Annotated in this window: 19 protein-coding genes; 11 read left to right on the top strand and 8 right to left on the bottom strand. The window is 59.3% G+C overall.

All coding sequences use genetic code 11. The annotated features are described in order from the left end of the window. The first annotated feature begins 197 nt into the window (after window positions 1–197). The 3 genes from AB1576_06840 to AB1576_06850 all read left to right on the top strand — a co-directional run bounded on the left by AB1576_06840 (window position 198) and on the right by AB1576_06850 (window position 2,331). A complete protein-coding gene (locus AB1576_06840; protein ID MEW6081475.1) occupies window positions 198–623 on the top strand; it encodes a DUF2975 domain-containing protein in 426 nt (141 codons plus the stop codon). Window positions 624–635: 12 nt separating this feature from the next. Further along, on the top strand, window positions 636–848 hold the full coding sequence (locus AB1576_06845; protein ID MEW6081476.1) for a helix-turn-helix transcriptional regulator: 213 nt from the start codon (window positions 636–638) through the stop codon (window positions 846–848). Between the two features lie 310 nt (window positions 849–1,158). After that, window positions 1,159–2,331 carry a saccharopine dehydrogenase NADP-binding domain-containing protein gene (locus tag AB1576_06850; GenBank protein MEW6081477.1) on the top strand — a complete coding sequence of 391 codons (1,173 nt, stop codon included), beginning with the start codon at window positions 1,159–1,161 and terminating at the stop codon, window positions 2,329–2,331. A gap of 22 nt (window positions 2,332–2,353) precedes the next feature. Here AB1576_06850 and selA read toward each other — a convergent pair whose 3' ends face one another. Next, window positions 2,354–3,730 carry an L-seryl-tRNA(Sec) selenium transferase gene (selA, locus tag AB1576_06855; protein MEW6081478.1) on the bottom strand — a complete coding sequence of 459 codons (1,377 nt, stop codon included), beginning with the start codon at window positions 3,728–3,730 and terminating at the stop codon, window positions 2,354–2,356. Between the two features lie 46 nt (window positions 3,731–3,776). Continuing rightward, on the bottom strand, window positions 3,777–4,760 hold the full coding sequence (gene selD / locus AB1576_06860; protein MEW6081479.1) for a selenide, water dikinase SelD: 984 nt from the start codon (window positions 4,758–4,760) through the stop codon (window positions 3,777–3,779). A 401-nt stretch (window positions 4,761–5,161) separates the two neighbouring features. Here selD and AB1576_06865 point away from each other — a divergent pair, with 401 nt between their 5' ends. From AB1576_06865 to AB1576_06890, 6 genes are all read left to right on the top strand, one after another. Beyond that, window positions 5,162–6,295, top strand: coding sequence for an HD-GYP domain-containing protein (locus tag AB1576_06865; protein ID MEW6081480.1), 1,134 nt, complete (start codon window positions 5,162–5,164; stop codon window positions 6,293–6,295). Window positions 6,296–7,114: 819 nt separating this feature from the next. Continuing rightward, the gene (locus AB1576_06870; GenBank protein ID MEW6081481.1) at window positions 7,115–7,996 is read left to right on the top strand and encodes a branched-chain amino acid ABC transporter permease; all 882 of its coding nucleotides are present in this window, start codon (window positions 7,115–7,117) and stop codon (window positions 7,994–7,996) included. Window positions 7,997–8,025: 29 nt separating this feature from the next. Continuing rightward, the gene (locus AB1576_06875; protein ID MEW6081482.1) at window positions 8,026–8,994 is read left to right on the top strand and encodes a branched-chain amino acid ABC transporter permease; all 969 of its coding nucleotides are present in this window, start codon (window positions 8,026–8,028) and stop codon (window positions 8,992–8,994) included. Then, window positions 8,991–9,752, top strand: a complete 762-nt coding sequence (locus AB1576_06880) for an ABC transporter ATP-binding protein (GenBank protein MEW6081483.1) — start codon at window positions 8,991–8,993, stop codon at window positions 9,750–9,752. Before AB1576_06875 ends, AB1576_06880 begins: the two co-directional genes overlap by 4 nt. Continuing rightward, complete coding sequence (locus AB1576_06885; GenBank protein MEW6081484.1) at window positions 9,739–10,443, top strand: ABC transporter ATP-binding protein; 705 nt, start codon at window positions 9,739–9,741, stop codon at window positions 10,441–10,443. The genes AB1576_06880 and AB1576_06885 overlap by 14 nt, the downstream gene beginning before the upstream one ends. A 50-nt stretch (window positions 10,444–10,493) precedes the next feature. After that, a complete protein-coding gene (locus tag AB1576_06890) occupies window positions 10,494–11,759 on the top strand; it encodes an amino acid ABC transporter substrate-binding protein (protein ID MEW6081485.1) in 1,266 nt (421 codons plus the stop codon). A gap of 299 nt (window positions 11,760–12,058) precedes the next feature. Here the strand turns inward: AB1576_06890 and AB1576_06895 are convergent, their stop codons facing one another. From AB1576_06895 to tdh, 4 genes are all read right to left on the bottom strand, one after another. Further along, window positions 12,059–12,463, bottom strand: a complete 405-nt coding sequence (locus tag AB1576_06895) for a HEPN domain-containing protein (protein MEW6081486.1) — start codon at window positions 12,461–12,463, stop codon at window positions 12,059–12,061. After that, entirely contained in the window at window positions 12,444–12,809 is a 366-nt protein-coding gene (locus AB1576_06900) for a nucleotidyltransferase domain-containing protein (GenBank protein MEW6081487.1), read from the bottom strand. The genes AB1576_06895 and AB1576_06900 overlap by 20 nt, the downstream gene beginning before the upstream one ends. Before the next feature lie 104 nt (window positions 12,810–12,913). Continuing rightward, a complete protein-coding gene (locus tag AB1576_06905) occupies window positions 12,914–14,092 on the bottom strand; it encodes a glycine C-acetyltransferase (GenBank protein MEW6081488.1) in 1,179 nt (392 codons plus the stop codon). Window positions 14,093–14,126: 34 nt separating this feature from the next. Beyond that, complete coding sequence (tdh, locus tag AB1576_06910) at window positions 14,127–15,167, bottom strand: L-threonine 3-dehydrogenase (protein MEW6081489.1); 1,041 nt, start codon at window positions 15,165–15,167, stop codon at window positions 14,127–14,129. Between the two features lie 206 nt (window positions 15,168–15,373). Here tdh and AB1576_06915 point away from each other — a divergent pair, with 206 nt between their 5' ends. Continuing rightward, complete coding sequence (locus AB1576_06915) at window positions 15,374–15,922, top strand: cupin domain-containing protein (protein ID MEW6081490.1); 549 nt, start codon at window positions 15,374–15,376, stop codon at window positions 15,920–15,922. A gap of 241 nt (window positions 15,923–16,163) precedes the next feature. On the opposite strand, the gene AB1576_06920 is transcribed toward AB1576_06915, so the two are convergent. Further along, window positions 16,164–17,159, bottom strand: coding sequence for an agmatinase family protein (locus tag AB1576_06920; protein MEW6081491.1), 996 nt, complete (start codon window positions 17,157–17,159; stop codon window positions 16,164–16,166). A gap of 176 nt (window positions 17,160–17,335) precedes the next feature. Next, the gene (locus AB1576_06925) at window positions 17,336–18,295 is read right to left on the bottom strand and encodes a tyrosine-type recombinase/integrase (GenBank protein MEW6081492.1); all 960 of its coding nucleotides are present in this window, start codon (window positions 18,293–18,295) and stop codon (window positions 17,336–17,338) included. 687 nt (window positions 18,296–18,982) lie between these two features. Between AB1576_06925 and AB1576_06930 the strand changes: the two genes are divergently transcribed. Continuing rightward, a complete protein-coding gene (locus AB1576_06930; GenBank protein ID MEW6081493.1) occupies window positions 18,983–19,786 on the top strand; it encodes an ISNCY family transposase in 804 nt (267 codons plus the stop codon). Window positions 19,787–19,928: the final 142 nt, after the last annotated feature.

Below are 19,928 nucleotides of genomic sequence, written 5' to 3' on the forward strand. Positions count from 1 at the left end.
CAGTCTCTTGAGCGCTTTCGGGTTCAAACCGATCACGTTCTATGCTGCCTACGATACCTCCTGACCAATTATGCCCACACGTAGCGGCTTGCTTAGAAGAACATACCTGATGTGCGGAAAATCGGTTAGTAGCTCTTGTTGCGGTTCTGGCTGGCACGGTGGTGCTGCAACAGGGGGTGCTTGGCGAGGCCTCGTCCATGCGGATAGAGACCCAGGGCATCCAGTTCATCTTCCATGAGGGCGCGGAGCAGGTTGACCCCCCATGGCTCCTGGTGATGAACGGGGTAGTTGCCCTGCCGATGCTTCTGCTAGCACTGTTCGTTATCTACCAGTTGAGAAAGGTGTTCGGGTCCGTCGCGGGAGGCTGTCCCTTCGAGCCCGGGAACCCGGGCCGGATCCGCCTGATCGGCATAGCCATATGCATTTCCTCGGCTGTGCGGTCCGTGGGGAGTTTCCTGGGGGGATGGTTTATCGAACACGCTGTGAACTTTCCCGGCATTGAGGTGAGGGCGCTATTAAGACCGGACCTCAATACCCTGTTCTTGGGGTTGGTCGTCATGGTACTATCTGAGGTCTTCCGCTATGGCTCGGTGCTCCAGGAAGACCATGACCTTACGGTTTGACGGGGTGAGCCAATGAGCATAATCATTCGCTTAGACCGAGTGATGGTAGACCGTAAGGTTCCCTTGACCGAACTCGCTCAGCGTGTAGGCATTACCAACGCTAATCTCTCGATCCTGAAGAACAACAAGGTCAAGGCCATTCGTCTTGCGACCCTGAACGCGCTCTGCCGGGAGCTATCCTGCCAACCCGGCGACCTCTTGGAGTACGTAGACGACGAGGCATGAGGAAAGGGCACCCAGGCGACCCTTCTTGACCGGGGGACCTGCGTGGTGCACGGAGGTCAGGTTGTGCGGGGCATTCATGCCGGTTTCACCTATGCGGCGGGAGGCGCCAGTGAAGGGATGGAATGCACCTTATAGGGCCTCGAATCTCACCTGTTAGACCAGAATAGGTGTCACCACCATGCCATGCTGGCTAGTGGGTCTGCGCCTTCATCTTCCCAAGGGCCTTACCTGCTCGCCAGGGGGGATCAGAAGCTTTCCGGTCCAGGCCACCTGGCCAGAAGGCATATCACACCGTAGGGAGTGAGGCACTTTGCGCTGCGTTGTTCTGGGTGGGGGCGGAGCCATGGCCGGCCAGGTGGCCATGGATCTCAGGGAGAACTCCGTGTTCGAGGACTTCATCATGGCAGACATCCGGTTTGACCATGCGGCGAGACGTTGTGAGGAATTGGGGGACCCGCGGTTCCGGCCAGCCCTGGCCGATGCCAGTGACAAGCAGGGTCTGGCCAAGACCCTGCGGGGCGCGACTGTCTGCATCAACTGTGCCCAGTACAACTACAACACTGCCGTCATGGGGGCCTGCCTGCAGGCAGGTGCTGGATACATAGACCTTGGCGGGCTCTTTCACGTGACCCGGAAGCAGAAACCTATGCATGGCGCCTTCAAGGAAGCAGGCGTGCCTGCGGTTCTTGGCATGGGCTCAACTCCGGGAACCATGAATGTCCTGGCTCGCTACGGTGTGGACCTCCTGGATACGGTTGAAAGGGCCGATGCGCTGTGCGCATGGGTGGATGAGGCCTCCGTTGAGGGGCCCTTCATTCCCCCCTATGCCTTGAGGACCATGCTGGAGGAGATGACCGAGGACGCCTGGGCCTTTGAGGATGGGGAGCTGCGACCGTTTCCCGCAGGTTCAGGAGGGGAGATTGTGAGGTTTCCGGAGCCGGTTGGCTCTGTCCCGGTTTACCTCTGCCTTCATTCCGAGCCCGCCACGTGGCCAGTCTCCTGGAGAGACAAGGGGCTTGCCGGGTGTGCCTTCAAGATTGGAATGCCGCCATCCCTTCGCGAGAAGATGGCCTTCCTGGCCCGGCTGGGCTTTCACCGCAAGGAGGCCCTCGATGGCGTTGGCGCCATTCCTCCCGTGGAGTACCTTGAAAGGCTCATAGCCCAGCAGGCCTGTGGTGCCCCCCAGGGGGCGACCTCCTCCACCCTCGAGGTCCTCCGGGCAAGGGTGGTGGGAACTAGAAACGGCCTGAGATGCACACACAATGTGGATATGCTGGCTCAGGACCATTCCAGGTGGAAGGTATCGGCCACCACCGGCACCCCGCCCTCCATAGTCTCCGGTTACATGGGGGAGGGGAGGATACCCCCGGGCGTCTGGGCGCCGGAAGAGGTGATTGACCCAGTCCCATACTTTGAGGATCTGGCCAAGCGGGAGATGCGGGTACAGGTTGAAACGCTGTATGAGCCCATCGCCTACCGGTGAACCATCTCCAGGGGAAAGAGGGCTAGCAGTTATCCAGCAGAGCCTCCGCCACCGCTTCCAGGTCATGGTCTCCTAGGGTTCTCATGTCCAGGACAAGAAAGCCCCGGTGGATCCTGGCGATGACGGGGGGCTGGGCCCTTCTGAGTGCTTCCTCCAGGGCTGTCACCTTCCCGTCTGAGGGACGGACGGCCACCACCCAGCTGGGGAGGTCCTCGCCTGGGTTTGAACCCCCCCCAGCCTGCGAGGTGCTCTGTGCCACCTTGACCTCCAGGGAAGGGGTCTTGCGGACCATGCCTGCCAGCCTAATCGCCCGTTGCTCAAGGAGCTCCCCTCCCTGGGCCAGCCGGGAGAGGGTAGGTATTGCTGACAGGGCCCTTTCTTCATCCCTGTAGAGGCGGAGGGTGCCCTCCAGGGCTGCCAGGCTCAGCTTGTCAATCCTCAAAGCCCGGGCCAAGGGATTGCACCTCAAGCGGTCGATCAGGTTCTTCTTGCCTAGGATTATGCCAGCCTGTGGTCCTCCCAGGAGCTTGTCACCGCTGCAGGTGACAATGCCGGCGCCGGCGGAGATACTGTCCCTGATAGGCGGGTCCACAATGCCGTATCTCTCCAGATCCAGCAGTGTACCGCTGCCTTGATCATCCATTACCAGGACCTCTCGTTCAGCGCCAAGGCTCACAAGCTCGCCTATGCTGGCAGAAGCTGTGTAGCCTACCTGCCGGAAGTTGCTCGGGTGAACGCGGAGGAGCATGGCAGTGGATGGTCCTATAGCGCCAGCGTAGTCCGAGATGTACGTGCGGTTGGTGGTGCCCACCTCTACCAGCCGTGCCCCGCTCTTGGCCATGATGTCCGGCAGGCGAAAGGAACCCCCGATCTCCACCAGCTGCCCCCGGGACACCACTACCTCCCGCCCGGAGGCCAAGGTGTCCAGGCAAAGGAGCACCGCCCCGGCGTTGTTGTTCACTACGAGGGCCGCCTCGGCCCCAGTGAGTTCCACCAGGAGACCGGTGACGTGATCCTGGCGGGAACTCCTCTCCCCGGTACCCAGGTCGTACTCGAGGTTCACATGCCCCGTCGCAGCCTCAATCACGGCCTCCACGGCTTCACTGGCCAGTACTGAGCGGCCCAGGTTGGTATGGACCACTACGCCGGTGGCATTTATCACACTCCGGAGGCTTCTCGAGGTTGACCCGGCCAACTCGCGAAGCACCGGGCCTGTCATGTCTGAAGGTGCGGGGGCAGCCTGCCCCTCACTCACTTGGCGCCTTGCCTCCGCAAGGACGCTGCGAATGGCCCTGACCACCAAGGTTCGCGAGTACCTATGGAGCAGGCTGGCTATCTCTGGTACGTCCAGGACCTCGGTCACTGATGGGATCTTCCTGAGTTCACTCGAGAAGTCCATGATGGCCCCCCTCTCCCCGCAGGTCGAACCAGCTGGTCCGCCCAGGTCAGGGTGTAACCCTGATGAAACCCTCTGATTTGCCCGTGACCCTCCCGACTACGGTAAAGAAGCCAGCACCACAAGCCTCCAGTGCCGCCATGAGCTGTCCCAGCCGTTCCCCAGGCACGGAGATGAGCAGCCCGCCGGAGGTTTGCGGGTCACACAGCACCATATCGAAGGCATCTGTGCCTCCCTCGTAACCGGTGAATCTCTCCAGGTACCGGGCGTTTGCGCTGGCACCCCCGGGGGCGAGATCCACCAGGTCCAGGACCCTGGGAAGCAAGGGCACCGAGTCCCAGCTGATTTCACAGGATACCCTACTGGCACTGGCCATCTCCCACAGGTGCCCTAGAAGACCGAAACCGGTGATATCAGTACAAGCGTTGACCCCCGTCTCCACCATGGCCCTGGAAGCATCGCGGTTAAGCGTCTTCATCAGGTCCACAGCCTCGACGAGTTCATCATAGGAAATCTCCCCGGCTTTGGCTGCAGTGGACAGTATCCCGGTGCCCAAGGGCTTGGTCAACACTAGCACATCCCCGGGTTTGGCCTCAGCGTTAGTGACTATCTTGCCTGGGTGTGCCAGCCCGGTTACGGAAAGCCCGTACTTGGGTTCGGCATCCTCAATTGTGTGACCGCCCAGGAGCACCACTCCGGCCTCCTGGCACTTGTCGAGACCTCCCTTGAGTACCTGGGATAACGTCTCCACACCAAGGGTCTCAACAGGGAAAGCCACCAGGTTCATGGCTGTTATGGGCCTAGCCCCCATGGCATATATATCGCTCATGGCGTTTGCCGCCGCTACCTGCCCGAAGTCATATGGGTCATCAACAATGGGGGTGAAGAAGTCCACCGTCTGTACCAGAGCAATGTCACTCGTGAGCTGGTAGACACCGGCATCATCTAGGGTATCCATGCCAACCAGCAGGTCCTTGGGTTTGGAGCCGGAAGGTAGGTGGCGCAGAACCTGCGCCAGGTCCTCAGGACCCACCTTCCCCGCTCAGCCCGCTTTCTTGCACAGGTGTGTCAGGCGGATCACGCGCTCACCCCCTCAACGCTTGAAGTGGACATTTCCCAAGGGTATGCTACTTCGGCGCCCGCCCGGTGAATCCTGCAATTTCCTGGGGCGGCAGCGCCAGTCTACCCACTGTAGTCAGTATCCCGAGGCTGAGGGCTCCCATGCGTGGCCCGTTGATTTGAACCTATGAAGGGAACCTGGGGCAGTCGTGCTAAACCGCCTTCCAGAAGTGGCGCTCCCGGGATATTTGATGTCCTGCTTTTAGTGGCCTAGCTTGGCCTGGCGTGATGGTGTGGCGTTCAGCCACGATCGATTTCTGAAAAAGGCCTGTAGAAGAAGGTGGCATTCGCCCGATATTACCAGTAGCGGACCAATTGGACGGTGGGATCAATGCCAGGGAAAGCGGGAGATGCAGCAGAGACTACTGGTGCTCCCAGAGGGACCAGTGCCTGGAAGACAAGCCAAACGGCAAGAGCATTGTCACGCAGTCATGTCATGAGGTTGGCGGTTCTGGCCGGGCTGATCCTGGTCACGACCTGCGTTGTGTTCTGGGCTGGGGCACGAAGTCGGTGTGGCCTTACGCGTACTATGCCGCTATTGTGGTGGGGGCCTACTGGTACCAGCTGTTGGGAGGGGTGTTCATGAGGGTTGTGTGCGGTCTGGCGACGGGTCCGTTCATGCCTCTCAGTACCGTACCCTGGCATCTTCAGCGGCCTGCATCGTGGTTAACGAGGATAGCCTTCTTCAGCGCGCCCGGGTTCCTGTTCGGGTGCCTGGTTAACGCCCTTAAGGGAGAAACCAACGGGCTCCGGGCGAGCAGCCGAGACCTGACCCTCACTACCGCCAAGCTGGAAGAGGCCCACGAGCAGATTCTACGCTCACTGACGCTGAGCATCGACACCAGAGACCTGCATACAAGGTATCACTCGGACAGGGTCGCTCGCTATGCCATGGTCCTGGGGAAGGCCCTTGGCCTCTCAGATCGCGAGGTATCGCTGCTAGGCTGGGCGGGTCTCATGCACGACGTGGGAAAGGTGGGGGTTTCTGAGCACATCCTTGGGAAGCCAGGGCGCCTCAACGCCGAGGAGAAGATCCTCATGCAGCAGCACCCAGTGTTCAGTGCCAGGATCATTGAACCCGTGGAGTTCCTCAGCGATATCGTTGACGGTGTACTCCATCACCACGAGCGCATGAATGGCAGCGGCTACCCTGACTCCCTCAAGGGTGACGAGATTCCCTGGATCTCCAGGATCGTTGCGGTAGCTGATGTCTACGAGGCGCTAACGGCAGACAGGCCGTACCGCGAGGCATGGCCCAAGGAAAGGGCGGCTGCCTACATCATTGAGCACTCGGGGTCCCTCTTCGAACCCCATGTTGTGGAGGCGTTCCGGGACGTCTACAGGTCCTTTCCCGCCTCCACCGTTGAGGTCTTCCCTGGGGGGATATCCTTCCGGGGCACCCTGGACCGTAACAGAGAGGCGCCATGTAGGAGGAGTTCTGAGGGTTAGGGCGGTATCCAGAAGACATCCAGTCGCGATACGATGGAGCCGCGGTTGCCGAATTCTGCTGCAAGGGTATACTTTTGAGCATGCCCCGGTAACAAAGCACACAAGCGGAAGACCCATGTGATACGCCAGCACTGTTACGAGCCTGTTCCGGCCATCTGCTACACGTGAAAAGGTTTTCCTCTCAGCCAGGGCGCTCCTGTCTAACTCGCTAGGTCTCTACAGGGATCCATCTCTCCCAGCGACTATATGAGGTACCTGGAACGTTACGCTTGTGATGTCCGGGCCATTCACCAATCCTCGCCGTAGGCAGGCTTGATCCATTCCGTGCGGTCTCCCCGGCGGCACAATTACTAAGAGGTCTGGGTTCCCCCCGTGAGCCCAGCTCACCGCTGGCCACTCGGTCCGGACAACATGTTCCTCAGGGATCCTGGCCAGGATCTGGACTGCCATTAACCAAGGCCCCCCTCAATCCCCCTGCCTGGGATGACTTTCTGAGATTTTCTTGGCAACCGTGGTTATCACCCGAGTGTGTGAGGCATACGAGCTTGCCCCGAGTCTGGCTCGCGGGCCAGACGCTAACGTCTCTTGGCTGTTTTGAGTACCAGGCAGGGCGGATGACAAAAAGGCGATCTCATTCTTGAATCACCAGGAGGGGTAAGGCACTCCCCCCTAGAATACAAATATATCCATAAACGGGATTATCAGTAAACATTGCCCACCTGGAACAGCATACACATTGAATCTAGAAGCGGGAAGGGGGTTGACGTGAGCACTCTTCGCTTGAGGGTATTGAGAGAAATCCCGAAGAGTCAGGGGTGAGTGCTAGTAGTGGACCTATTCCTGCAGAGCATACTCAACGGAGTACTTATCGGCGGCATCTACATAGCCATCGCTGTGGGGTTCTCTATCTGCTTTGGCGTCATGCACATAATCGACTTCGCTGTGGGCGAATGGCTTATGCTGGGAGGGTTTATTGGGTTCATCCTCGCGGGTATGCAGGTTGAGCCCCTTCTTCTCATTCCCCTGGTATTCCCCATCTTCTTTGTTGTCGGCTACATGCTCCAGCCGGTTATCCAGCGAGTTCTCACTGGCAGGAAGGCCAATGTCTTGATGGGGCTGGTCTTCACCTTCGGCATGTCCATCTTCCTGCAAGGGCTGGCCCTCTACATCTGGGGGCATGACCGGCGCACGCTCACCAGCGCACTCTCCGGGCTGAATATCCAGGGGCTGGTAACCATCCCCACGCTGAGGCTGGTAGCCTTCATTATTGCGGGTACAGTGACGCTGGCGTTCATGCTCTTCCTGGCCAGGACTCGCCTGGGCCTGTCCATTCGTGCTACAGCTGAGGACAGGGACACGGCAGCTGTCTTGGGGGTTGATATCGCGCGGGTTAGCAGGCTGGTTTACGCTGCCTACGCAGGATTGACCGGTATGGCGGGCATTCTCATTGGCACGGTCTTCACCATCTACGCTGAAATGGGGCTCCGGTACACCACCTTTGCCTTCTTCACGGTGGTGCTGGCGGGCATGGGATACCTGCCAGGCATCCTGGTAGCGGGATTGTTCTTGGGGATCCTGCAATCCCTGGTGGCTGTGTATGTCGGTGGCCGCTACATATACCTGGTGCTCTTCCTCGTGCTCTACGTAGTCCTGCTGGTGTCGCCTCAGGGCATCATGGGAAAGGGGCTGAAGGCTGAATGAGAGCAGCCACCCTGCCCTTTTCAGGGGGCTTGACTAGGGCTCGTTCCGTCGCTTTGCTCTTGGGTGTCCTCACGGTTCTGCTGATCCTGCCCCTGTTCATCTCCACCTTCTGGGTCAGGATCTTCACAGGAACCCTGATGTGGATAGGTCTCGCTCAGAGCTGGAACATCATTGCCGGTTACACGGGATACATCAACTTCGGTCATGGCGCCTTCTTCGGCATTGGTGCCTATGTCACCGGGATCCTCATCCGGTACCAGGAATGGCCCTTACTGGCGGCCATCTGGGCGGGAGGCCTGGCCGCTGGCGTCGTGGCTGCCGTGATCGGGTACCCAACCCTGCGCCTGAGGGGCGCCTACTTCGCCATCGCCACCTGGGCCTTCGCTGAGATGGTAAGACAGGCAGCCCTGGTGTCCCCGGTCACGGGTGGGGCCTACGGCATGAGATTGCCTGCACTTCTGAACGAAACCTTCTTCTACGTGTTGATGCTGGCCATCACCACCGGGACTCTCTTGGCCAGTCATTACTTCCTGGAGAGGGCTGCCTTCGGTTACTGGGTCAAAGCCATACGCGAGAACGAGAGCGCCGCCCAGTCCCTGGGGATCAACACGGTGGCCACGAAGATCGTGGCCTTCGCTGCCAGCACCTGCATTGCCGGGATCTACGGCGGGGTATACGCTTACTGGCTGACCTACGTGCACCCTGACAACGTGCTCCACCCCATGATCACCGACCAGATGGTAGTCATGGCACTGGTGGGGGGCTTGGGAACCTTCGGTGGGCCCATGGTAGGCGCAACCCTGCTTTACTGGGTGAACCGCCTCATATGGCTCAACTGGGGTGACAGCGTGCTCTACCTCATAGTCCTTGGTATCCTGATTTGCCTTGTGGTGGTTTTCATGCCCGATGGGATACTGGGCCTCTTCCGGGCAAAACGCCTAGGGGCCAGGGGCATTAAGGGCAATCTCAGGCGTCTTGGGGAGAAGGTGAAGGTATGATGGCCAAGCACTCAGGGGGAGGTAAAGGCATAGCCAAGCTGGAGGTCCGAGGGCTCACCAAGATCTTCGGTGGTCTCCAGGCAAACCAGGGAGTCGACCTTGAGGTCATGCAAGGGGAGGTCGTCGGGCTCATAGGACCCAATGGTGCTGGAAAGACCACGTTGTTCCACTGCATAGCAGGTCACTACAAACCGAATTCCGGCTCTATCCGGTTTGATGGCAGGGAGATCGCAGGACTCAGGCCCTACCGGGTTTGCCGGCTCGGCTTGGCTCGCACCTTCCAACTAGTCCAGACCTTCAAGAACATGACAGTCATGGAAAACATCATGGTGGGAGCCTTCTGCCGTACCCTGGACGTTCGCAAAGCCCAAGCCATGGCTGAGGCGGCCATGGAGAGGGTAGGCATCCTTGAACTCCGTGACTACATAGGGACGGAGATTACCATCGCGGACCTCAAGAAACTGGAGATATGCCGTGCGCTGGCCACCCAGCCAACCATGCTCCTCATGGACGAGTCGATGGCCGGCTTGACGCCAGTGGAGACTCAAGAAGCGGTTGAGCTGGTGCGTCTCTTGAGAGATACCGGTATCACCCTCCTCATAGTGGAGCATGTCATGGAGGCCTTGATGCCCGTGGCGGATCGAGTCATCGTGCTGGATTCCGGAGTGAAGATCGCCGAGGGCTCCCCGGAGGAGATCGTAAGGGATCCCCGGGTGGTTGAGGCGTACCTGGGGGAGGGTTTCCATGCTGCAGGTTAGGAACCTTCAGGTGGACTACGATGGGGTGACGGCCTTGCACGACGTGTCCTTTGAGGTCAGGCAAGGTGAAATCGTGACCATTGTTGGATCCAATGGAGCTGGAAAGACCACCATACTCAAGACCATACTGGGGATCTGCAGGCCCAGGAGCGGTGAGGTCCGGTTTGAGGAAGAGGCACTGGCGACCCTCCCCACTCACCAGATCGTCAGGCGAGGGATAGCCTACGTTCCCGAGGGGCGCAGGCTATTTGGACGTCTCACAGTACGGGACAACCTGATGATGGGAGCCATCTCCAGGCCCTTTACCGCGGGGTCGGAGCAAGACCTCCAGGGAGTATACGAGATCTTCCCGATCCTGGCGGAACGCCAGACCCAGAAGGCGGGTACGCTCAGTGGCGGGGAACAGCAAATGCTGGCCATTGCCAGGGGACTGATGTTCAAGCCCAAGCTCCTCATGTTAGACGAGCCCTCGCTGGGGTTGATGCCCAAGTATGTCACCACCGTTTTCCGGGTTGTGGGGGAGGTGAACAGGAGGGGAGTGACGGTGGTCCTGGTGGAGCAGAAGGTCAGAGAGGCGCTGCGACTGGCATCCAGGGGCTATGTGCTTCAGACAGGCAGGACAGTCATGGAGGGTACTGGCGAAGAACTGCTCGGCAGTGACTTGGTGAAGAGGGCTTATTTGGGGATGTGATGGGAAGGCGCTGGGCGCCGGTACTAAAGAAAAAAGGCGGGGTGATTACAGTGGCCAGCAAGCGCGCCCTGGTCTTGGCGCTGGTGCTGTCCTTTCTGGTAGGGGTGGTGTCCGGTTGCGGACAAGGGACCGCGGTAGATACCACGCCAGAGAGAGACTACTACAAGATCGGGGTCATAACAGAACTGTCAGGGGAACTCACCTACGGCGGGCATATCACACGCCGGGGATATGAGATGTGGGCGGAGACCATCAATGAGAAGGGCGGCATCGATGTAGGTGGAACCCAGTACAGGGTGGAGCTGGTATTCGCGGATGCCCAGAGCAATCCCGCCACCGGGGCGGACGCCGTAGAACGGCTGATTGTTGACGAGAAGGTTGACTTGCTTCTGGGACCGTACTCCAGCTCTGTGACTCTGGCGGTGGCGCCCATAGCAGAGAAATACGGGGTGCCGCACATCACCGGGTCAGCCGAATCGCCCATTATCTGGAAAGAGGGATTCAAGTACACCTTTGGCACCGTACCTGCCTGTAACCTGATAGCAACCTCACCCATAGAGACCCTGGCAGCACTGTCACCCAAGCCCAAGTCCATCTTCATTGTTGCTGCTGACGATGCCTTCTCCAAAGCTGTGGGTGAGGCCTTTGAGAGCACCGCCAGGAAGCACGGTATAGAGGTGCTCAAGTTCGAGGTGGTACCGAAAGGGATCGACTACTCGCCCCTGATCAGCAGCGCAGCTTCCATGGGCGCTGAGATCCTAGCCATTGGTGGGCACATCATCGACCACATTGAAGCCGTCAAGGCGTCCAAGGAACTGGACTACAATCCCGTCGCCTTCGTGCACCACTACGGCATAACCGCGGCGGACTTCTATGAGACCCTGGGGCCGGACGCGGAGTACATCTACGGTGCGTCGGTGTGGGAACCGGATGTGGAGTTCAGCTGCGACCTCTTCGGCAGCACCAGTGAGTACGTGGAGAGGAGCAAGGTAAGGTGGGGCACGTTACCGGACTACACGGCCGCGGGGTCTACCGCAGCCGGTATCGCCTTCCAGCGGGCCATCGAGACGGTTGGCGCAACCCCGCCCCTCTCCCAGGAGGACCGAGACAAGATCGTTGAGGCATTGGAGGCCCTGGACATCATGACCTTCTATGGCCCTGTGAACTTCGCGGATGAGGGAGAGTTCTACCACTGTAACACGGGGCTCCAGACCATCACCGTTCAGATCCAGGATGGAAAACCCATCACTGTAGGTCCGTCCCATGTCCGGGCGGTTGCGCCGCGCTACCCGGCACCAGCCTGGGACCAGCGCTAGATCGAGGGAGTGGGAGGGGAAACCGGTGAGGTTACCCCTCCCGCATTCCTGGGGGCAGGGGGCCTCTCACCCCTCGTGGGAAGTTCACTATTACGTAGCGCGCGTGGGGTGGCGCCCCACGGAAACGGCAGTAAAATGCTGGGGCATCCGGAGCATCTTCCCTGCCAGGGAATCTTTGGGCTTGGATTAGAGTAACTGGGCTACCGCTACGGAAAGGTGACGAACTCATGCTGGGGTCGCCCCGGAAGACGGGGCGTGAGGCCCCGGGTCTTTGCCAGGGAAGAGTAAAGGAGGGCTGGCTACCCGATCCTGCCAGCGACGAAGCTCAAAGCGGTCCGTGCTAAGTCCAGGGCATCGCTGGCTGTCTTTTCCCCGAACACCTTTGACGGAGTGCTTGCGGGCAACCCATTGGGGTAACGTGCGGTGATGTAGAAGGCATCCAGTGGAGACACCATGGAGCCGAGGTTGCCGAATTCCGGGTCGTATTCCTTGGCCCATTCGGCGAGGGCGGCCACGGAATGCCCGGTTACCATGGTTTCTCCTTGGGTGTACAGGTATGCCTTGAGGGCTTTCTCGGCCACCTGCTGGGCGATGAAACACACAAGATGGAAGATACCATTCGCGTGGAGGACCTCAGCGCCCCGCATGTCAGCTCGAGCCTGTTCAAGCCACCTTAACCCTTCTTCACGGTGAGGCAGTCTCATGAAGCACCTCCCCCTCAGCCAAGGCCTTTTTCACGAACTCACTGGTCTTTGCGAGAGTCTCCATCTCCTCCGGAGTGTATATCAATATGTCTGCGGCCACCAGTGGCCTCAGCCGGCGGTATGCGCTAACGGTCCGTTCGATGAAGGGCTCGTCTGTGGCCATGACTGCGATTATGTCCAGGTCCGAGGTGAGGGCCGCCCTCTCCCTCCTTCCCGTGGAACCGAAGAGGATTACCTTTGTGGCCCCCATTTCTTCCAAGCCAGACGCCAAGCGAAGAGCCTCTTCGCGGAGACGTTTGGCCAGCCTTCTCCTGCGATGATCCAGCACTGACCTGAGTTCGTCCACCCGTGTCACCCTCTGTCTTTCTGCGGTACTTCCACGCGAGCCTTCTAGTTCCTTCCAGCCTGGGCGGTGGAACTCATTAAGAGGGTGCCCTTTGCTGCTTGTATCTACGCTATTAGTCCCATCTCCCCGCCGGCCTTTTCGAAGGCTTCCAGGGCTTCCTCAAGATCCGCACGGGTATGGCCGGCAGTTACAATGGCTCGTACCCTCGACCTGTGTTCCGGGACCGTTGGATAGCCTATACCCGTGCAGAGCACGCCTCTCTCAAAGAGGGCATCGCTCAGGGCCATGGCGGCAGAGCCCTGGCCAACAATGACCGGGGTTATGGGTGTCTCGCTATTCCCCGTGTCAAAGCCCAGCGAGTGGAGGCCCTTCTGGAAGAAGCGCGTGTTCTCCCAGAGTTGCTCCTGCAGGCTCCCCTCAAGAAGCAGTTCGAGGGCGGCAAGGTTCGCCGCTGCCACGCCCGGCGGGTGTGAGGTGCTGAAGAGGAATGGGCGTCCCCTGTGGATGAGGAAGTCAACGAGGTTCCGGCTCCCCGCGACATAACCTCCGAGTACCCCCATGGCCTTGGAGAGGGTGCCCACCTGGATGTCCACACGCCCGTGCAATCCGAAGTGATCCACAGTCCCCCGGCCGTTATGGCCCAAGACCCCGCTAGCATGGGCATCGTCTACCATGACGGAGGCGCCGTAGCGCTCGGCCAGTTCCACTATGCCAGGCAGGGGGGCGATATCACCATCCATGCTGAAGACCCCGTCCGTGATCACCAGCTTGACAGCCTGCGGTGGGCACTCCTTGAGTTCCCTCTCCAGGGCTGTCATGTCCTTGTGAGGGAAGACACGTCGCTGGGCCTTGCTCAGCCTGATGCCATCTATAATGCTGGCGTGGTTCAGCTCGTCGCTGAGGATCACGTCACCCTCCCCCAGGAGGGACTCGATAACCCCCATGTTCGCGGTGAACCCAGATTGGAACACCAGCGCTGCCTCGGTCCTCTTGAACTGGGCCAGCCGGGTCTCCAGTTCCTCGTGGATGGTGAGGGTGCCTGCGATCGTCCTGACTGCGCCGGCCCCCACACCGAGTTCCCGCGTAGCCTCGATGGCAGCCTCCACCAGCCTCGGGTGGGTGGCAAGGCCAAGGTAGTTGTTGGAGGCTAGGTTAATGACCTCTCTTCCCCTGACCACCACTCGCGGGTTCTGGGGGCTCTCTAGAACCGGAGGTCTACGGAAGAGGCCCTTCTCCCTAAGATCCGCGAGGCGAGCCTCCAACACGCTGTCCAGCGCATTCAACCCAAGTCATCTCCCTTCTGTCCATCGTGAAGAATCATGGATAGAGCAGAACCTTTCCGCACTGGCCCTCGTTCATCAGGGCAAAGGCCTTCTCGAAGTCCTCCAGCCTATAGCTGTGGGTAAGCACCTTCCTGATATCCACCACCCCGTCAAGGAGGGCCGACACCTTGTGCCATGTGCCAAAGATCTCTCGGCCAGTCACGCCGTGAATGGTGATACCCTTGAACACCACGTCATCTGCGAGGTTCAATGAGACAGGGGCCGTGGGGATCCCCAAGAGCGCCAGGTGGCCACCGTTCTTCAAGACCTTGAGGCCCGATACTAGGGCCTCGGGGCTCCCCGACATCTCCATGACGAAGTCTGCTCCAGCACCATCGGTGAGATGGCGCACGGCAGCGATGACATCATCCTTGGAGGGGTTGAGGCAGGGGCTGGCCCCCAGGGAGCCGGCGATCTCCAAGCGGTACTCGTTGGGATCAACGGCGATGACCCTCCTTGCGCCAGAGGCCCTGGCTATTGCCACGGCGAAGAGGCCTATGGAACCGCAGCCACTGACCACCACGGTCTTTGCTGTGACATCGACGCTGGAGGCTGTGAGCAGGGCATTCCCGAAGGGGTCCTGTATGGAGGCTACCTCCGGCGGGATGCTGGGCCGGTTCTTCCACACACTCTGTTCGGGGAGCCTTACGAATTCGGCAAAGGCGCCATCGAAGTCCACGCCTAGTATATGGTAGTCCTGGCAGATATGGGAATGGCCGGTCTGGCACTGGTAGCATGCACCGCAGGTGAGGTGGCTTTCGGCAGAAACGTAATCGCCTATCTTTATATCCCTGGTAACCTGGGGTCCCACCTCAACTACCTCGCCCGCCAATTCGTGGCCGAACACGAGGGGAGGCTTGATCCGGTTGGCCGCCCATGGGTCCCAGTTGAATATGTGGAGGTCTGTCCCGCATATGGAGGCGACCTGTACCTTGACCAGCACATCTCTGGGACCCGGCCTGGGGATTGCTATCATTTCCAGGACGGCCCCTGGGCCGGGCCGCTGCTTCACTATGGCCTTCATGGTACCCTCCAACCCCTATCCCTCCTCGAAACCGATTTGGCGCGGGCCCGGCGTTCAGTATGGATGATACATCGGCCCTGTGTGTTCAGTATATGATATTCGAGGCCCGGGTTCCAGCTTCCTCCTGGAGCAGGGGTGTTGCCCTGAATAGAGGAAATGCAGGTGCGTTTGATGAATCCCAGGAGCGCCAATCGTTTGCGTTAGGAGGACACAGCGGAGTGCAGATCGGCAGCATGCTTAAGCGGCTTCGCATGGAGAAGGGGCTTACCTTGAGAGAGATGTCCAGCATGACCGGGCTATCGGTAGGGTTCCTAAGCAATCTCGAGCGAGACATTAACAGCCCCACACTCAGCTCCTTGGCCAAGATATGCCAGGCACTGAACGCCTCGCTGGTCACGCTGTTCCAGGAGGATACCCCCTCGGAGAAGAGGGTGGTGAGAAAGGCGGAAAGAGACCTGCTCTTTGTCTCCAAGACCTCGAAGGCCGCCTATACATCCCTATCGGAGCGCAACAAGCGACTCCAGGCAGTATGCATCACAATGGAACCCGGGGGCGACTACGGTGAGGTTCCCCTGGGACACGCCGGAGACGAGTTTGGCGTGATGCTCGAAGGGACCATGGAGATTACCATTGGCGGTGAGGTCTACCTGCTGGAAGAGGGGGACGCCTTCTACATAGACGCCTATGTCCCTCACAAGTACAGGAATACGGGCAGCGACCGGTGCGTGAGCCTGTGGGTACTGGAGACCTCGACTACCCCGTCGTGAAGACTGCACGCAGGGACAGTCGCCGCCAATTCCCGCAAGGGATATTGGCGGATGGCTCACGGGCCTATGAATCGAGCCCTGGGCCAACACCTACTGGGAAGCCCAGGGCCTATGAGTTTGACCGCACGTTACCGTAGCATTCGGCAAGTCTGGCGAAGCGCCCGGTCAGGACCTGCATGCCGGGTGTTGTAAGAGGACGGGGGCTTACCGCCCCCTCCTACTTGATTCTCAAGCCCAGCTATTACCCATCGCGTCCCCGGGACAGTCCCGCCAAGGCGTACATGCCCATCCAGACAGCCAGGTGCAGGGAGAAGGTTGCCCCGGGCTGCGTCGGGTATATCTCAACGATGTCAAATCCCGAAGGACCGGCGAGGCAGGTCTCATATGCTGCCGTCAGGACCTCGTGGGATGTCAACCCATCCGGGTCCGGGGGACCACCGGGGTTGTATGCGGGGTCTATGGCATCGCTGCATATTGACACGTAGAACGCATCTGTTCCTTCCTTGGCAATCCTGATAGCTTTCTTGAGGGCGCAGGAAAACCCCATCACGTGGATGTCCCTGGATGTGATAACGGTAGCGCCGATCTCCCTGGCAAAGTTGAAACCATATCTCGAGTTCCTCGGACCCCGGATGCCGAAGTGCACAATGCTGCTGGTCTTGACCCCTGGGATCTCCGCGATGCGATTCACCGGGCAGCAACGGGCGTTGGGTTCTCCATCATACTGGTCTAGGTTATCCATGTGGGAGTCGAACATGATAAGGCCGACCTTTCCCTGGACGTTTTCGCACAGGGCCTTGATGATCTGGGGTGTGAAGGAGTGGTCTCCCCCGTACACTAGTGGGAAGAGCTTGCGGCTGAACACCTCAGAGGACTTGTCGTACACTGACTTCAGGGTCTCCGGTATACTGTTTGCCACCGTAACCACATCGCCGTAGTCCGTGACCCTAAGGGATTCCAGAACGTCTATGTCCAGTTCAGGAAGGAAGCCACCGTAGCGGGCTGCCTCCAGCCTGAGAAGCTTGGGCACATCCTCGCACTTGGAGCCCCTTGGGTCGCCCCATGTTATGGGACCCTCCCATGGAACCCCGAATATGGCAACATCGTACTTCTCCAGATCTTGAGGGACCTTCGATAAGGGGACACCGAGAAAGGTGGGGATGTTGCCGTAGACCCTGGGAAGGTGCGTCTCTCGTCCAGCAATGTAGGGGATGCGGTCAGCAGGGGTGCTCGTCACGTCATTTCGCCTCCATCCTGTGACTTAGCGGTGCTCATCTGGATCTTGTTTCGCCAGGGGGCGGCGGAATCCTACGGTGCATGCGAAACGGCCAGTACAGGTTGGGCAAAAGGTTGGTCGCCCGCGAGCCCTCGCCTGTAGCGGCCGTACAGACTACTCAATAAACGGGCCGAGCCCTAAAGGGCAGGCTCCGTAAGGGTCGAGGTCCTGCCTGCCTGTATATCCGCGGGGGGAGAGAAGTACCTGGCGACTGGTGAGGCCAGCAAGTGCTGTTCTCTCAAGTCATCACTAGTCAGGTGCACGTACCTCCTGGTCATTGCCATAGTTGTGTGGCCTAGCATGCGCTGCAGGGCGAAGGCGTGAGCTCCGCTGCGAAGATACAGGACGGCGAAGGAATGCCTAAGGTCATAGGGGCGAACGGTAACACCCAGTATCCTGCTGTACCTAGTGAGCCTGTCACCCCAGGAATCCCGGTTCAGGGGCTTTCCGGTCCTCGTGCAGAACAGGGGGACGGTGTCTGGCCAGGAGGGGTTCCTCACTGCAATGAGTTCCCGGACCTTGGCCGCGGTCACTGGGGACATGGGAAGGACTCGAGTCCTCCTGGTCTTGGCAACCTCACCGCGGACGCGAACCTCCACTCGTTCGAGGTCCACGTCGGTGATGAGGATCTGGAAGGCCTCTCGAGGTCTGAGGCCTGTATCCAGGGTCAACAGCATCAGGGTGTAGTCCCTTAGCCCGGCTGGTGTTGCCTGGTCAGGTAGGGCCAAGAGGCGCTGCAGTGTATCGGGTTGCAGCATCACAGTCCTGCCTTCAGCGCGCCTCAAGCGGAATCCATCCAGGGCGTTTTCCGGCAGGATACCTTCCCGCACACACCAGCTGAAGAAACCCTTGAGGTAGTTGAGGCGAAGGTTGTACGTGGCCGGCTTCACCCGTTCGGACAGGTATTTGTAGGCTGCCGTCTTCACTTCAGGGGGGTGGGAAAGGGAAGGGGCATATCGCTGGAAGAAGTACATAACAAACCTGTGGTAGTCCTCAATGGTGGTTTCCGAGGACCCCTGGGCCTTCTTGAACCACAGGAACTGCTCCAAGGCTTGCTGCCATTGACGTTCCGCACCGGGGTTAAGGGAATCCGGCATCACTAAACCTCCCGGCGAACCGGCCCTCCTCATGGTAGATATTACCACCGGAGTGATGGCAAGGCAAAGATTCCCTTCAGGCATCTTCTGGAGATGGCAGGAGGTCACAACCCCCTTACAATTCAATCTTTGGCTGCCAGCGGCAGTGGCTGTACTTATTAAACTAGTCTGCTTTGCGGGGTTTTCCGGCGGGGTCAAGGCGCTGCTGTGGGGGCGTCATCCCTGAACACGATCTGGCTAACCACTCGCTGCAGACACTGCCCGGGGCTGTGCCTGGCTGCCTTGAGGGGAACCCTGCGAGAAAGGATCCGGAGGCACGTGGTCCTGGATGAGGACAAGCGCGTGACCACGCGGCGGCGGTACACCCGGTGCATGTCACCACAGTGGCTCGGGCTTCCTGGCAGCCTTTTACGAGGTATCCATCCCCCGGCTCGCGGACGTGTTCATCGTCTCTCCTTCCGGTTACCCGAAACGCGCCAGTTTCTACCAAGCTCAGAAGACCCTAGATAGCGCCGTGGCCGCAGTGAGACCTGGTGGGGCTATCATTTGTGATCCAGTGTCTGTCGTTGCTATACGATCATGACAGTGCTTAACAGATAAGGGAAAATGTCAGTATGGGGGGGCTGACATTGACCCAGAGGGAGCAAGCCAGGTTGAAGGTGCTGAACTATAGTACTGGAGGATGTCATGGGTACCAAAGAGGCGGCACATGTCCTTGGGTTGAGCGAACGTCATACGTGGCGAATATTGGCGGCCTATCGGAGGGAGGGTGCCGCTTCGCTTGCCCATGGAAATCGTGGTCGCCAGCCTGTCAACACCACCAGCGAGGCTATCAGGAAACAAGTCCTCACACTCGCTACCACGAGCTATCAAGGGTTTAATCACACTCACCTGACGGAGATACTGGCGGAGAAAGAGGGGCTGTGCCTATCCCGCTGCACCGTACGCAATATCCTTGTAGGCGCGGGGATAAGGAGCCCTCGGTGCCGGCGACCTCCACGTCACCGCATGAGGCGGGAGCGGATGCCAAAAGAGGGAATGCTCATGCAGATCGACGGAAGCTTTCATGACTGGCTGGAGGATAGAGGGCCCTGGCTTACATTGCTCCTGGCGGTGGATGATGCCACGGGAAAGGTTTCTTACGCCATCTTCCGGGAGCGAGAGGATACCTACGGCTATTTTCTCCTTCTTGAGGGTATCGTGCGGCAACAGGGCATTCCCCTGGCGGTTTATCACGATCGGCACGCTGTCCTGGGTCAGCCAAACTTAGCCTCTGAACCGCCCTTGGCGAAGAAGAAGGAAACACAGGTTGGGCGGGCGTTAGAAGAGCTTGGCGTGCAGCAGATTTTCGCCAAGAGCCCCGAGGCGAAAGGCGGTTACACCCTCCAATTGACTCTGACTACCCTGTTGACTCAGATAGGTAGCGGGCCTAAAGACCCTCCTGGGGCAGGTGCTATGACTCTTTCGCCTCTTCCCTCGACATCGGTCTAGCGTCGGGGCATATGACACTGAACAACGGGCTATTGGCGGTAATCCACCGGAACATGTGGCGATACTAAGACCACAACTCACTGACCAGGATTTTTAGAGGGGCCAATGACCACATTGCCCATCCTAAAGCACACTGGGAGCT

Source organism: Bacillota bacterium (genome assembly GCA_040754315.1).
In the GTDB taxonomy this organism is placed as follows: Bacteria; Bacillota; Sulfobacillia; order DUSP01; family JBFMCS01; genus JBFMCS01.